Here is a 13901-nt window from a genome sequence, read left to right as displayed (position 1 = left end):
AGGAGTATTGCGATGAGTACCGATGACAAACGTATTCGTGAATTTGCCTATCAGATCTGGGAGTCCGAAGGGAAACCCGAAGGCCAGGAAGCGCGCCATTGGGCAATGGCCTGCAAACTGGCCGAGGCCGAAGCCCTGGCACCCGCCAAACCGCTAAAGCCGGCCAAGGCCGCTGCCGGTAAATCCACGGCGACCAAGGCCGGGGCAAAGGCCAAAAGCCCGGCGGGCGTTGTATCAGGCGAAAAGAGCGCCGCGCCAAAGAAGCCCCGGGCGCCTCGCAAACCGGCCAGTTGAGCGTCGCCTCTGGAACACCGCCCGCGCATCGCAATGCTGTTCAGTTAAGGATAGGGTTGTTCAATACATCCCCGGTGGCGAGCGAGCTTGCTCGCGCTGGGCTGCACTGCATCCCCAAAAGTTTGCGCCGAGTTCGTTCTGAAAGACCGCAGTCGCTTTATTGGGCGCGCTTCGCGCCCCAGCGCGAGCAAGCTCGCTCGCCACGGGGCTCTCACTCGCCTCAAGCGTTTCTCAGCTGAACAGCATTACCCGCGCACCGGCCCATGTCGATGCCAAGCCGCAGGAGTCTTCATGACCACGCCTACCGCTACTGCTGCCGAACCCCATGTCGAGGCCACGCGCATCCGTGAAGGCCTGCCATTCCCCCTGGGCGCCACCTGGGATGGCCTGGGGGTCAACTTTGCGATCTTCTCGGCCAACGCCACCAAGGTCGAACTCTGCCTGTTCGACGATGCCGGCGAGGTCGAGCTCGAGCGTATCGAACTGCCCGAGTACACCGACGAAATCTTTCACGGCTACCTGCCCGACGTCCATCCCGGGCTGATCTACGGCTATCGGGTGCATGGGCCATACGATCCGCAGAACGGTCATCGCTTCAACCCCAACAAGCTGTTGATCGACCCTTACGCCAAGCAACTGGTGGGGCAGCTGAAATGGTCCGAAGCCTTGTTTGGCTACACCATCGGCCACCCTGACGCCGACCTCAGCTTCGATGAACGGGACAGCGCGCCCTTCGTACCCAAGTGCAAGGTCATCGACCCCGCGCACACCTGGGGCCGCGATCACCGGGTCAGCGTGCCCTGGGACAAAACCATCATTTATGAGGCTCACGTACGAGGCATCAGCATGCGTCATCCGGCGGTGCCGCAGGCACTGCGCGGGACTTTCGCCGGGCTGATGGTCGACGACCTGCTGGAGCACATCCGCAAGCTGGGGGTGTCATCGGTGGAGTTGTTGCCGATCCATGCCTTCGTCAATGACCAGCACCTGCTGCACAAAGGCATGACCAATTACTGGGGCTACAACAGCATTGCGTTTTTTGCCCCCGACCCACGCTACCTGGCCAGCGGCAAGATTGCCGAGTTCAAGGAAATGGTCGCGCACCTGCACGACGCCAATCTGGAAGTGATCCTGGACGTGGTCTACAACCACACCGCCGAAGGCAACGAACAAGGCCCGACCCTGTCCATGCGCGGCATCGACAACGTCTCCTACTACCGCTTGAAACCCGACGACAAACGCTTCTACATCAACGACTCCGGCACCGGCAACACCCTGGACCTGAGCCATCCCTGCGTGCTGCAGATGGTCACCGACTCCTTGCGCTACTGGGCTGGGGAGATGCACGTCGATGGCTTTCGCTTTGATCTGGCCACCATCCTTGGCCGCTATCACGACGGCTTCGACGAGCGCCACAGCTTTCTCGTCGCCTGTCGACAGGACCCGCTCCTGCGCCAGGTCAAACTGATCGCCGAGCCTTGGGACTGTGGCCCTGGCGGTTATCAGGTCGGGGGCTTTCCACCCGGTTGGGTGGAATGGAACGATCGCTTCCGCGACACCGTGCGCGCATTCTGGAAAGGTGACGATGGCCAGCTCGCCGACTTTGCCGCGCGCATGACCGCCTCCGGGGAAATGTTCAACCAGCGCGGTCGGCGGCCCTACTCCTCGGTCAACTTCATCACCGCCCACGACGGCTTCACCCTCAATGACCTGGTCTCCTACAACGACAAACACAACGAAGCCAACGACGAAAACAATCAGGACGGCAGCGACCACAACCTGTCTTGGAACCATGGCGTCGAAGGCCCGACCGACAACCCCGGGATCAACGCGCTGCGCCAGCGACAAATGCGCAACTTCTTCGCCACCCTGCTCCTGGCCCAAGGCACGCCGATGCTGGTGGCCGGCGATGAGTTCGCCCGGACCCAGCATGGCAATAACAATGCCTACTGCCAGGACAGCGAGATCGGCTGGGTCAACTGGGACCTGAGCGACGACGGCAAGGCCTTGCTCAAATTCGTCAAGCGCCTGATCAAGCTGCGCCTGAGCTACCCGATCCTGCGCCGGGGGCGGTTCCTGGTCGGCAGCTACAACGAGGACATCGGCGTCAAGGACGTGACCTGGCTGGCTCCCGATGGTAGCGAGATGTCGACCGAACAATGGCAGGACAGCCACGGTCGCTGCCTGGGCATACTGCTCGACGGTCGTGCCCAGGAAACCGGCATTCGTCGCAAGGGGGCCGATGCCACCTTGCTGCTGGTGGTCAACGCCCATCACGACATCGTCAATTTTTGCCTGCCCGAAGTGCCTGACGGTGGATTCTGGACCTGCCTGGTCGACACCCACCAACCCTCGATTCGTGGCCAGGAACGCTTCGACTTCGATCACCCCTACGCCGTGACCGGCCGCTCGCTGCTGCTGTTCGAACTGCAACGCGAGGAGGACGAGTGAAACCCTGTCCTTTGGATCGCACCCGGCATGGTCCTTGAAAAAAACACTGACCGACGTGCAGTCGGGGGCGACGAACCGCAGAGCATGGACAATACTCAGCGTGCGGCAGTCCAGGGTCAGGATCGCTGAACCCCGGTATAACGAGTGCCCCCGATCTGTCGCCAGGACGTAGCCTGCATCGCGGGTACGACAGATGACCAACCCGTACAAGGACGTATGACCATGAGCCCTACCCCTCTCGTCGACCGCCTGTTGCCTGGCCCCCTCTGGAACCCGCCCCCGCAAGCGGACCACATTGCACTCATCAGTCCCCATTCCCTCCTCTATGCCTGTGTGCGTGCCAGGGTGGTCGCTACGCTCGGCGGCACGCTCGCGCGACCCAGGCTGAACTGCCGGCCACTGCATCAGTCGCATGGATACCCTGTTGCGGATTTCGAGGAGTGAATGTGAGCCCCGACTCAGACCAGCAATCGGCCCCCGCGGCCTCGACGGCGACCCATCGCCTCAGGGTGCTGACCGTCAACACCCACAAGGGGTTTACCGCCCTCAACCGGCGTTTCATCCTTCCAGAGCTGCGTGAGGCCGTGCGCAGCACCGCGGCCGACCTGGTGTTCCTGCAAGAGGTGCTGGGCGAGCATGATCGTCACGCAGCGCGCCACACCCACTGGCCATCGACCTCGCAGTACGAGTTTCTCGCCGACAGCATGTGGAGCGACTTTGCCTACGGGCGTAACGCGGTCTACCCCGATGGTCATCACGGCAATGCCCTGCTGTCTCGTTACCCGATCCGTCACTACCGCAATCTGGACGTGTCCATCACCGGCCCCGAACGTCGCGGGTTGCTGCATTGCGTGCTCGATGTACCGGGGCACGCCGAGGTGCATGCGATCTGCGTGCACCTGAGCCTGCTGGCAAGCCACCGCCAGTTGCAGTTGGCCCTGCTCTGCCAGTTGCTTGAATCGCTGCCGGGCGATGCGCCGGTGATCATCGCCGGCGATTTCAATGACTGGCAGCTTCAGGGCAACCTCACCCTGGCCCGACGCGAGGACCTGCACGAAGCCTTCGAGCGTCATCACGGACGACCGGCCAAAACCTACCCGGCCCGATTCCCCCTGCTGCGCCTGGACCGCATTTACCTGCGCAATGCCAGCAGTCATGAGCCGAAAATCCTCGGCAGCAAGCCCTGGACCCATCTCTCCGACCACCTGCCCCTGGCCGTCGAAGTGCACCTTTGAACCCGACGAAAGGTGCGAAACCAACGCTTGGCAGATGATTTTTTGGATAAACAACAGCTTAGGGAATCGCCAGTTTTCAGTCGTTTATATCGCCTAATTTAGTCATACCGCTCATCGTTCAATTTCTTGACGCGAAGCCTCGGGTCTTCTTAGCTAGTCCTTACTACCCCCGGAATTATCTCCCTGGGGCAGGCCTCGACATCCCGCCACTGCGGGCCGCCAGGGTTTGCCCCAATGAAATCGGTCGCCCCTCATTCGGGGTAGGAGGGACACCAAGACGAGAGACAGCATGCGATTGCAAGGTAGACCTCCATGAACACTTCACTCCACCACCACGAATTCAAACTGACCCTGTACACCGTTTCGACTTCGCTATTGCTGTGTACCTCCATGGAGGTTCAGGCGTCGTCCGCCGACGACGAGACGACTCCCTGGTATCGTCAGGATGTCCCAACGTTTGCGTTCCCTGCTCCCGAGGTGCCGCAGAGCGGGCACTTCATTCGCCAACCCGGCCTTGAAAACCAGTTACTGACGATCGAACAGGCGGCCCCTTCTGCCTGGCAACGGGTGTACGGCGGCCCCGCCCGTCAGGCTGAACAGGATGTACTCAATTCGCAGTTTTCCAGCATCGCCAGCCATCCGGCCGTCAACAGCCCAGCGTTCCTGACCGTGCATGGCAATGGCGGCAATACGCAGCGCATGGGGTTGGTGGGTGGCGCCCAACAGATCCAGAGCAATGGCAACGGCACGCTGATCGGCCCGGCACTGGCCGACCCGAACACCGACAGCCTCAACCTCGCAGGCGAAAGCCTGGGGGCCTACTGGAGCCTGACCGGTGCCAGCGGCTGGCACGTAGACTTGACCGCCAGCGGTGGCCGGGTCAGCGGCTACAGTCGCAACAGCCAGGGTGAGCGGCAAGCCACCGAAGGCCGGGCAGTGACCTTGTCGGTCGAAGGTGGATTCCCCATTGGCATCAGCAAGAACTGGGTGATCGAACCCCAGGCGCAATTGATCAACCAGCGCATCAGCCTGGAGGCCAGCAACGCCGGCAGCGATGCCCCCTCCAGTGATCTCAACTCCTGGAGCGGCCGCGTCGGCGCACGCTTGAAAGGTAGTTATGACATCAATGGCCTGCCGGTCGAACCCTATGTGCGTACCAACCTGTGGCACACCGTCAACACCAGCGCCACGGTTACCCTGGATCAGGTCGACAAAATCAGCAGCAGTCGCAACTCATCGACCGTTGAGCTGGGCCTGGGGTTGGTGGCCAGAGTGACACCCACCGTGAGTCTGTATGTCAGTGCCGATTACAGCAGTGACGTGGACGACAATGACCTGAACGGGCTGATTGGCAGTCTTGGCGTGCGGATGCGCTGGTGAACCGTTACCGCCCGGCCCTGCCGGTTATCCTGGATACCGGCAGGGCCCGCGGACGTTTCACCGGTGTTTCACCGCCGTACGTCAGGTGGCGAACTCACCCTCCGGGCGCAAGATCAGCACCGCCAGTGGCGGCAGGTTCAACACCAGCGACAGGGCCTGGCCATGACTGCCCTCCTCTTCGGCCACGACACCGCCCGCATTGCCGTAGTTGGAACCGGCATAGATCCCCGCGTCGCTATTGATCAGCTCATTCCAGCGTCCAGCGAACGGCACACCCACCCGATAGGCCGGCCGGGGCACGGGAGTGAAGTTGGCCACCACCAGCAGCGGGCACCCGTCCTTGCTCCAGCGCAGCCAGGCGTAAACGCTATTGATTGCATCGTCACCGATCAACCACTGGAAGCCTTGTGGCACGTCGTCCTGTTCATGCAGCGCCGGTTCCTGCCGGTATAACCGGTTGAGATCGCTCACCAGTTTTTGCACGCCACGGTGCTCCGGGTATTGCAGCAGGTACCAATCGAGTTGCTGATCGTGATTCCACTCGCGCCATTGGCCGAACTCGCAGCCCATGAACAACAGCTTCTTGCCTGGATGGGCCCACATGAAACTGAGGTAAGCCCGCAGGTTGGCGAACTTCTGCCAGCGATCGCCGGGCATCTTGTCGATCAGCGAATGCTTGCCGTGCACCACTTCGTCATGGGAGATCGGCAGGATGAAGCGCTCGGACCAGGCGTAGACCAGGCCGAAGCTCAATTCGTTGTGGTGGTGGGCGCGGTACACCGGATCCTGTTGGATGTAGTGCAACGAATCGTGCATCCAGCCCATGTTCCACTTGTAGTCGAACCCCAGCCCGCCGTGTTCGGTGCTCTGGCTGACCCCCGGCCAGGCGGTGGACTCTTCGGCAATCACCAGGGCCCCCGGTGCTTCCAGGTCGACCACATCATTGAGGTGGCGGACAAAATCGATGGCCTCCAGGTTCTCCCGTCCGCCATGGCGGTTGGGCACCCACTCGCCGGCCTTGCGCGAGTAGTCGCGGTAGAGCATCGACGCCACTGCATCGACCCGCAGCCCGTCGACATGGAAATGCCTGAGCCAGTGCAACGCCGACGCCAGCATGAAACCGTGCACCTCAGTGCGCCCCAGGTTGTAGATCAACGTGTCCCAGTCCTGGTGAAAGCCTTCCTGCGGGTTACCGTACTCATACAGCGCCGTGCCATCGAACTGCGCCAGGCCGTGGGTATCGGTGGGAAAGTGCGCGGGCACCCAGTCGAGGATCACGCCAATGTCCGCCAGGTGGCAGGCATTGACGAACGCGGCGAAGTCATCGGCTGAACCGTAGCGGGCGCTCGGGGCAAATTGCGCCAGTGGCTGATAGCCCCAGGAGCCACCGAAGGGGTGCTCCATGATCGGCATCAACTCGATGTGAGTGAACCCCAGGTCCTTCACGTAAGGGATCAGGCGTTCGGCAAGCTCTGCCCAGTTGTACTGGCGAGCGACTTCGCCGGCATCGTCGACTTCGCACTGCCAGGAACCGGCGTGCAATTCATAGATCGACAACGCCGCGCTGGACCGCTGACGCTCGCCGCGGCGTTGCATCCAGTCCGTGTCCTGCCAGTCGATGGTCAAGGGCGCGGCGACTTTCGACGCTGTGTCGGGGGGCATCTGGGTGGCCAGTGCCATGGGGTCGGCCTTGAGCGGCAGGATCCCGTGGGCACCGAGGATTTCGTACTTGTAGGCTTCTCCCGCCTGCAGGCGCGGAACGAACACCTCCCAGACCCCGGACGGATGGCGCAGGCGCATTGGATGGCGGCGACCATCCCACACGTTGAAGTCACCGACCACCGAGACCCGGCGCGCATTGGGCGCCCAGACCGCAAAGCGCACACCGTCCACACCGTCGACGCTCTTCAATTGTGCACCCAGGCAAGCGCTGAGTTCCCGATGGTTACCTTCGGCAAACAGGTACAAGTCCATCTCGCCCAGCAACGGACCAAAACTGTAGGGATCCTCTGCGGTCTGTTCGCCGCCGGCCCATTGGGTGCGCAACAGGTAGGCCTGTGCCCGATCGAAATGACCGACGAACAACCCGGGTACTTCGGTGGCACTCAAGCTGCCGAGCTGCTCACCGGAGTCACGGGCGATCACCTGCACGCTCAAGGCGTCCGGCAGGTAGGCCCGAATGAACTGGCCGCCCGCGTCGTCGGCATGGGGGCCGAGTATCGCAAACGGATCCTGGTGTTCGGCGCGCACCAGCGCCTCGATGTCCCGCGCCGCCGGAAGCAGCGCCTCTTTCACATGTCCCCGCTCTTTCATGACAGCTCCTTCATGACAGCTCTGCACCGTCTTCAGAAAAGGGTTCCAGGCCACTCAATAACCCATACAGGCCGTGCAACGGCACGGCCAACCAACCGGGACGATTTTTAGCTTCATACACCACTTCATAGGCCGCCTTCTCCAGACTGAACAGCGCCAGCGCGGCGTCTTCAGCCTCGGGATCCTGCCAGGCATGCTCAAGACTAGCTGTCGCGCGCCGGTACGCCCGGACAAATGCCTCGCGGGATTCACGCACATAACGTTGCGTCACGCGCTGGCGTGCGCCTTCGACCTGCGCACTGCCGTCGACGCCCTGCCCGCCGCGCGCCATCGCGGCCGCGTAATCAAACGAACGCAGCACGCCACTGACATCCTTGTAGGGACTGTGCTTGCCCCTGCGCTCATGCAAGGGGCGCGCCGGCTCGCCCTCGAAGTCGATCAGGTAGGCATCACCCTTGATCACCAGCACCTGTCCCAGGTGCAGGTCACCGTGGACCCGCATGCGCAATCCACCCACGGTTTTTTGTGCCAGTGCCTGAATGTGCTTGAGGATCGCCTTTTTCTGCCCCAGCAAACGCCCCGCCAGCACCCGATCCATCGGGTTCAGCGCGGCCTGGTGCTGCGCCAGCTGTTGCAAGGCACTTTCCAGTTGTCGCGCAATCGCCTTGGCCTGCACCTGTTGGTCCTTGTGCGTGCTGACCTGCGAACCGAAGGCCGGGTCGTCACTGGGCGCTGCCAGCACCTGGTGCATTTCCCCCAGGCGCCGCCCCAGCATAGCGGCGAATTCTTTCAGTTCGCCGAGCGCGTTGTAGTGCCGCTCCTGCTCGGACACGGCATCGGCCAGTTCATCGCGGATCGCCCGCTCCAGGTTGCTCTGGGTCCACTCCCAGGCATCGCCCTGATTACTCAGATAGCCTTGGGCGATCATCAACAGCGTGTCTTGACCTTGCCCGTCGCGACGAACCACCGAACCCAGCAATGGCGAGATATGGCGGAATCCGGCCGCCGTCAGGTACCCCCCCATCTCCCGCTCCGGATGCACGCCGGCGGCAACCTGGCGAATCAGCTTGAGGACCAGGCTGGCGCCGATCACCACCGAGCTGTTGGACTGTTCGGCCGTCAAGTAACGCACCGGCGATTCGGCGTTCAGCCCCAGCTTCGCCAGCTCCGGGGTGGGTTCGAAGCGTATCTCACCGTCGTCCAAGGCCAGCACGGTCTGCGTCTGCATCGCCTGCAACACGGCATGGACAAAACTGTCGAGGCTGAACGCGTCGGTCATCAACCCCACCTGCGGCCCTCGGCGGACACGGGACAGGGCCAACTGTTGCGGCAAGGCGGCCGTCACCTGATCCTCGGCCAGGAAGCCGAAAGGCAATTGATAGCGACTGCTCACACCGTTACCGGTGACCTCGATTTCGCTGAGCAGCACCGGATGCTGCGGATCGCCAAAGCGCACACCATAGGCAATGTGCACACTGTCGATACAGCCGCCCTTGCCGGCAAACCAGCGTCGATTGGGCAACCAGTTCGGCAGCACCTCCTGCTCCAGAAGAGTGCGCGAAGGGGCCTCGAGCAACTCCTCCATGCGCTGTTTCAGCACAAGGGTGGTGAAATCCGGCAGGCTTTGCGCCGGCTCCACATGCCAGCTGGGCATCTGGTTCTCGCTGGCCAGCACGAACCAGTGGAAACCATAGGGTGCCAGGGTCAGGAGAAAGTTCAGTTGGCCGATGGGCGGGAACGCATTGCCGCCGAGCATCTCCACCGGGACCATGCCGGCAAACGCCGACAGGTCCAGCTCCGCCGCCTGGGCACTGCGCGAAACGTTGGCCACGCACAGAATGATTTCCGGCTTGCCGTCCTCACCGGTGTATTCGCGTGTATAGGCCAGAATCCGTCGATTGCTCGGTGACAGCATCTTCAGGGTGCCACGACCGAACGCCTTGGAATGTTTACGAATGGTCAGCATGCGCCGGGTCCAGTTCAACAGCGAATGGGGGTCCCCGGCCTGGGTTTCGACATTGACCGACGGGTAGCCGTACAGCGGGTCCATGATCGGCGGCAGTACCAGGCTGGCCGGGTCGGCCCGGGAGAAACCGCCGTTGCGATCAATCGACCATTGCATGGGGGTGCGCACCCCGTCACGGTCCCCCAGGTAGATGTTGTCGCCCATGCCGATTTCGTCGCCGTAGTACAGGGTCGGCGTGCCCGGCATCGACAACAGCAGGCTGTTCAACAGCTCAATGCGTCGTCGATCGCGCTCCATCAAAGGGGCCAGGCGCCGGCGAATGCCCAGGTTGATCCGCGCGCGTCGGTCGGCCGCGTAGTAGTTCCACAGGTAGTCGCGCTCTTTGTCGGTGACCATCTCCAGGGTCAGCTCATCGTGGTTGCGCAGGAAAATCGCCCATTGGCAGTGGGCCGGGATTTCCGGGGTCTGGCGCAAGATATCGGTGATCGGAAAGCGGTCTTCCTGGGCCAGCGCCATGTACATGCGCGGCATCAGCGGGAAGTGGAACGCCATGTGGCATTCGTCGCCGTGATCGCCGTGGGTGTCGCCGAAATACAACTGGGTGTCCTCGGGCCACTGGTTGGCTTCGGCCAACAGCATGCGGTCAGGGTAATGGGCGTCGATCTCGGCGCGGATCTGCTTGAGCACCGCGTGGGTCTCGGGCAGGTTCTCGTTGTGGGTGCCGTCCCGCTCGATCAGGTAGGGAATGGCGTCCAGGCGTAGGCCGTCGATGCCCATGTCCAGCCAGTAGTGCATCACCGACAGCAGCGCTTTCATGACCTTCGGGTTATCGAAGTTAAGGTCCGGCTGGTGCGAATAGAAGCGGTGCCAGAAGTACTGGCCAGCCACCGGGTCCCAGGTCCAGTTGGACTTTTCGGTGTCGAGGAAGATGATCCGGGTACCGTCGTATTTTTGATCGTCATCGGACCAGACATAAAAGTCCCGTGCCGCCGAACCGGGCTTGGCCTTGCGCGCCCGCTGGAACCAGGGGTGTTGGTCGGACGTATGATTGATGACCAGTTCGGTGATCACCCGCAGCCCGCGTTTATGGGCCTGGGCAATGAAACGCCTGACGTCGGCCAAGGTCCCGTAGTCGCTGTGCACGCCCCGGTATTCGGCGATGTCGTAGCCGTCATCGCGCCGTGGCGAGGGGTAGAACGGCAACAGCCAGAGGGTGTTGACGCCCAGGTCGGCGATGTAGTCGAGCTTGGCGATCAAGCCGGGAAAGTCACCGATCCCATCATTGTTGGCATCGAAATAGGATTTCACGTGCAACTGATAGATCACCGCGTCCTTGTACCAGAGCGGGTCATTGCTGAAGGTGGCTGACCTCGTTTTCTTCGCCATGGGCAACTCCCATCGATGAGTGATGATCAAACCGATATGCGCCAGATCCCGAACGGCTGATGCCAGGGCTCGATGCGCATGAACTGATATTTGCCGTGCCAGTCCCAGCGATGGCCGGTCATCAAGTCCTCGCCGTGGGTAGTCGCGTCATCCGGCAAGCCCATCTCCCACAACGGCAGCTCGAAATTCGCCTCCTGGGCGTTATGCGGATCCAGGCTGACCGCCACCAGAATGAAATTGCTACCGTCCGCGCTGCGCTTGCCGAAATACAAAATATTGTCGTTCCACGCGTTGTAGATCTTCAGGCCCAGATGCGTATGCAGCGCCGGGTTCTGCCGGCGAATGCGGTTGAGCTGGGCGATCTCGGCGATGATGTTGCCTGGCGCCGTGAAGTCGCGGACGCGGATCTGGTACTTCTCCGAGTCCAGGTACTCCTCCTTGCCCGGCACCGGCGCCGATTCGCACAGTTCAAAGCCCGAATACATGCCCCACAGGCCCGAGCCCATGGTCGCCAGGACGGCGCGGATCAGAAATCCGGCACGGCCCGAGGCGTGCAGGAACTGCGGGTTGATGTCCGGAGTATTGACGAAAAAATTCGGCCGGTAGCACTCGCGCCACGGTGACTGGTTCAGTTCGGTGAAATAGGTCGCCAGTTCGTGCTTGGTGTTGCGCCAGGTGAAATAGGTGTAGCTCTGGGAGTAACCGACCTTGCCCAGGCGCGCCATCATCGCCGGCGTGGTGAACGCCTCGGCGAGGAAGATCACCTCGGGGTACAGCGCCCGTACATCGCCAATCAGCCACTGCCAGAACGGCAAGGGCTTGGTGTGCGGGTTGTCGACCCGGAACAGCTTCACCCCCTCCTTCACCCAGCCCACCACAATGTCGCGCAACTCCAGCCACAGACCGGGGATTGCATCGTGGGTATAGAAGTCGACGTTGACGATGTCCTGGTACTTCTTCGGCGGGTTCTCGGCGTATTTGATCGTGCCATCCGGGCGCCAGTTGAACCAGCCCGGATGCTGCTTGAGCCAGGGATGATCCTGGGAGCACTGAATGGCGAAGTCCAGGGCAATCTCCAGCCCATGGTCGGCGGCCGCGGCCACCAGGCGACGGAAGTCCTCGCGGCTGCCCAGTTGCGAATGAATGGCCTCGTGCCCGCCCTCATCGCTGCCGATGGCATAGGGACTGCCCGGGTCATCGGGACCGGCCACCAGAGCGTTGTTGGGGCCTTTGCGAAAGCTGCGCCCGATGGGGTGGATCGGCGGGAAATACAGCACGTCGAAGCCCATGTCCTGGATCATCGGCAGGCGCGAGTGCACATCGTCGAAAGTGCCATGCCCGGTGGGATCGTCGGTGATCGAGCGGGGAAACAGCTCGTACCAGCTGGCAAACTGCGCACGGGTGCGCTCCACGTCCAGCGGATACTCGGGGCTGAGACTGATGTAGGGGCGCTGATCGGCCGCCGCCATCAGTTCGGCGCTGCGCGGATGCACAAACAGCGCCACCTGCTCGGCTTCCAGCAAGCCCGACAGTTCGTGGTGCAGGGCGACAAGTGCTTCACTCACAGCCCCTTCACTGCGCTGCGAGGCGTGCAGCACCAGGTTGCGGCCTTCCTGCAACTCCAGGCTGATCGACACTGCGCCCAAGTGCTTCTTTTCCAGCTCATGACAGAAAGTGGCGAACGGGTCGAGCCAGGCCTCGATACAAAACCAGTAGTACCCGGGCGCCGCGACCTTGAACTGGCCTTGCCAGCTGTTGTTACCCAGGTTGCTCATCACTTCGCTTTGCCAGCACTCATCGGCGTCATTACGCCAGCGCACGCGCACCGCGAGCCGGTCATGACCGTCGGCAAACACCTTGCTCGTCACGGTCACCACCTGCCCTTCGATGGCCTTGACCGCAAACTGGCCGCCATCGATCACGGGCGTGGTGTCCTCGATCGCAATGCGTGGCAGCAACAGCGCCTGTGACAGCGGCAGTTGCGGGTTGTAGTTCAGTTCCGTCGGTTTTCCGGTCGTCATCGAGCATCCCCCCCTACGCCCCGTGGACGCGCTAGTGGCCAATCGTGTCCTGCCTTGCGGACCCTGCTTAAGGTTCCGAGCGCCGGAGGTCGGGCAAAGTTCAGTCGGATCCGCACCCGGGCCGATGGAATCAATGCGCAGGCGCGGTGGTCCATCGAATAAGCCAAGCACAAAAGAGGCCACACCGATGAGTATTCCGATCCCGCCTGAAACGCCTGATCCGAACATTGACCAACCCGTCTTGCCGCCAGACGAGCCAACGCCCGAGCCCGAGCAGGATCCGCTACCACCCGGCCCGCAACTGCCAGCCGGAGACCCGCCGAGTGAAGAGCCGCGCGCCAGGGCATAAAAGCCTGGCCGATTATCCGCACCGCTGGTGACGATCCGATGTCGGCGCGCCGGCCGTCGGAAAGAGGCACTGGCCACTGATCGGCTGCACCGAACCACGGTGCCAGATGTGCGTCCCAAGGGATAAGATCCGCTTAGAAACGGAGAATTCCATGACAGTGCGCATCGACCATCAGACCTGCTTTTTCATCACCGAAAACGGTGAAGAAATTCGCCTGGCACCCGACGTGACCCTCATCACCGACGATCAGACATTGATGCCGGCGGTCGACCTCGATGGCCTGCGGTTCTACATCACCGAAGCAGAAGCCGACGCATTGACCGTAGCAGGCGCCGTCGACGAGCGCAGACGCCTGTAGCCCGGCGACGGTGATTCGGTGATTTACCTGACGCAGATCACGGACACCGGCAGCGCCTTGATATAGGCGCGGCTACCGCGCCTGGCGGGGTGCATCAAGTTGTCGCAGGGGGCACTCGCAAGCCCATCTGATCCGCTTTTTAATCCAA

9 protein-coding genes are annotated in these 13901 nt (G+C 62.1%); 6 read left to right on the top strand and 3 right to left on the bottom strand.

The annotated features are described in order from the left end of the window. Nucleotides 1-12: 12 nt before the first annotated feature. The 4 genes from AC3WQN_RS05500 to AC3WQN_RS05485 all read left to right on the top strand — a co-directional run bounded on the left by AC3WQN_RS05500 (nt 13) and on the right by AC3WQN_RS05485 (nt 5360). The gene (locus AC3WQN_RS05500; protein ID WP_103399025.1) at nt 13-294 is read left to right on the top strand and encodes a DUF2934 domain-containing protein; all 282 of its coding nucleotides are present in this window, start codon (nt 13-15) and stop codon (nt 292-294) included. 291 nt (nt 295-585) lie between these two features. Next, the gene (gene glgX / locus AC3WQN_RS05495; RefSeq protein WP_103399024.1) at nt 586-2745 is read left to right on the top strand and encodes a glycogen debranching protein GlgX; all 2160 of its coding nucleotides are present in this window, start codon (nt 586-588) and stop codon (nt 2743-2745) included. A 446-nt stretch (nt 2746-3191) separates the two neighbouring features. Beyond that, on the top strand, nt 3192-3980 hold the full coding sequence (locus AC3WQN_RS05490; protein ID WP_103399022.1) for an endonuclease/exonuclease/phosphatase family protein: 789 nt from the start codon (nt 3192-3194) through the stop codon (nt 3978-3980). A 312-nt stretch (nt 3981-4292) separates the two neighbouring features. Further along, the gene (locus tag AC3WQN_RS05485) at nt 4293-5360 is read left to right on the top strand and encodes an autotransporter domain-containing protein (RefSeq protein WP_103399021.1); all 1068 of its coding nucleotides are present in this window, start codon (nt 4293-4295) and stop codon (nt 5358-5360) included. 81 nt (nt 5361-5441) lie between these two features. Here the strand turns inward: AC3WQN_RS05485 and glgB are convergent, their stop codons facing one another. The 3 genes from glgB to AC3WQN_RS05470 are packed head-to-tail and all read right to left on the bottom strand — an operon-like array spanning nt 5442 to nt 13046. Beyond that, a complete protein-coding gene (glgB, locus tag AC3WQN_RS05480) occupies nt 5442-7673 on the bottom strand; it encodes a 1,4-alpha-glucan branching protein GlgB (protein ID WP_103399020.1) in 2232 nt (743 codons plus the stop codon). Nucleotides 7674-7683: 10 nt separating this feature from the next. After that, nucleotides 7684-11025 (bottom strand): maltose alpha-D-glucosyltransferase, encoded by a 3342-nt coding sequence (gene treS / locus AC3WQN_RS05475; protein ID WP_103399019.1) that lies wholly within the window; start codon nt 11023-11025, stop codon nt 7684-7686. A 26-nt stretch (nt 11026-11051) separates the two neighbouring features. After that, on the bottom strand, nt 11052-13046 hold the full coding sequence (locus AC3WQN_RS05470) for an alpha-1,4-glucan--maltose-1-phosphate maltosyltransferase (protein ID WP_103399018.1): 1995 nt from the start codon (nt 13044-13046) through the stop codon (nt 11052-11054). Nucleotides 13047-13233: 187 nt separating this feature from the next. Here AC3WQN_RS05470 and AC3WQN_RS05465 point away from each other — a divergent pair, with 187 nt between their 5' ends. Together AC3WQN_RS05465 and AC3WQN_RS05460 are read left to right on the top strand one after the other, a co-directional pair. Further along, nucleotides 13234-13395 carry a hypothetical protein gene (locus AC3WQN_RS05465; protein WP_178081880.1) on the top strand — a complete coding sequence of 54 codons (162 nt, stop codon included), beginning with the start codon at nt 13234-13236 and terminating at the stop codon, nt 13393-13395. A 151-nt stretch (nt 13396-13546) separates the two neighbouring features. Beyond that, entirely contained in the window at nt 13547-13753 is a 207-nt protein-coding gene (locus AC3WQN_RS05460; protein ID WP_103399017.1) for a DUF3203 family protein, read from the top strand. The last annotated feature ends 148 nt before the right edge of the window (nt 13754-13901 follow it).

This window comes from Pseudomonas sp. FW300-N1A1 (assembly GCF_058789115.1).
This window is presented reverse-complemented; position numbering and strand designations above follow the sequence as displayed.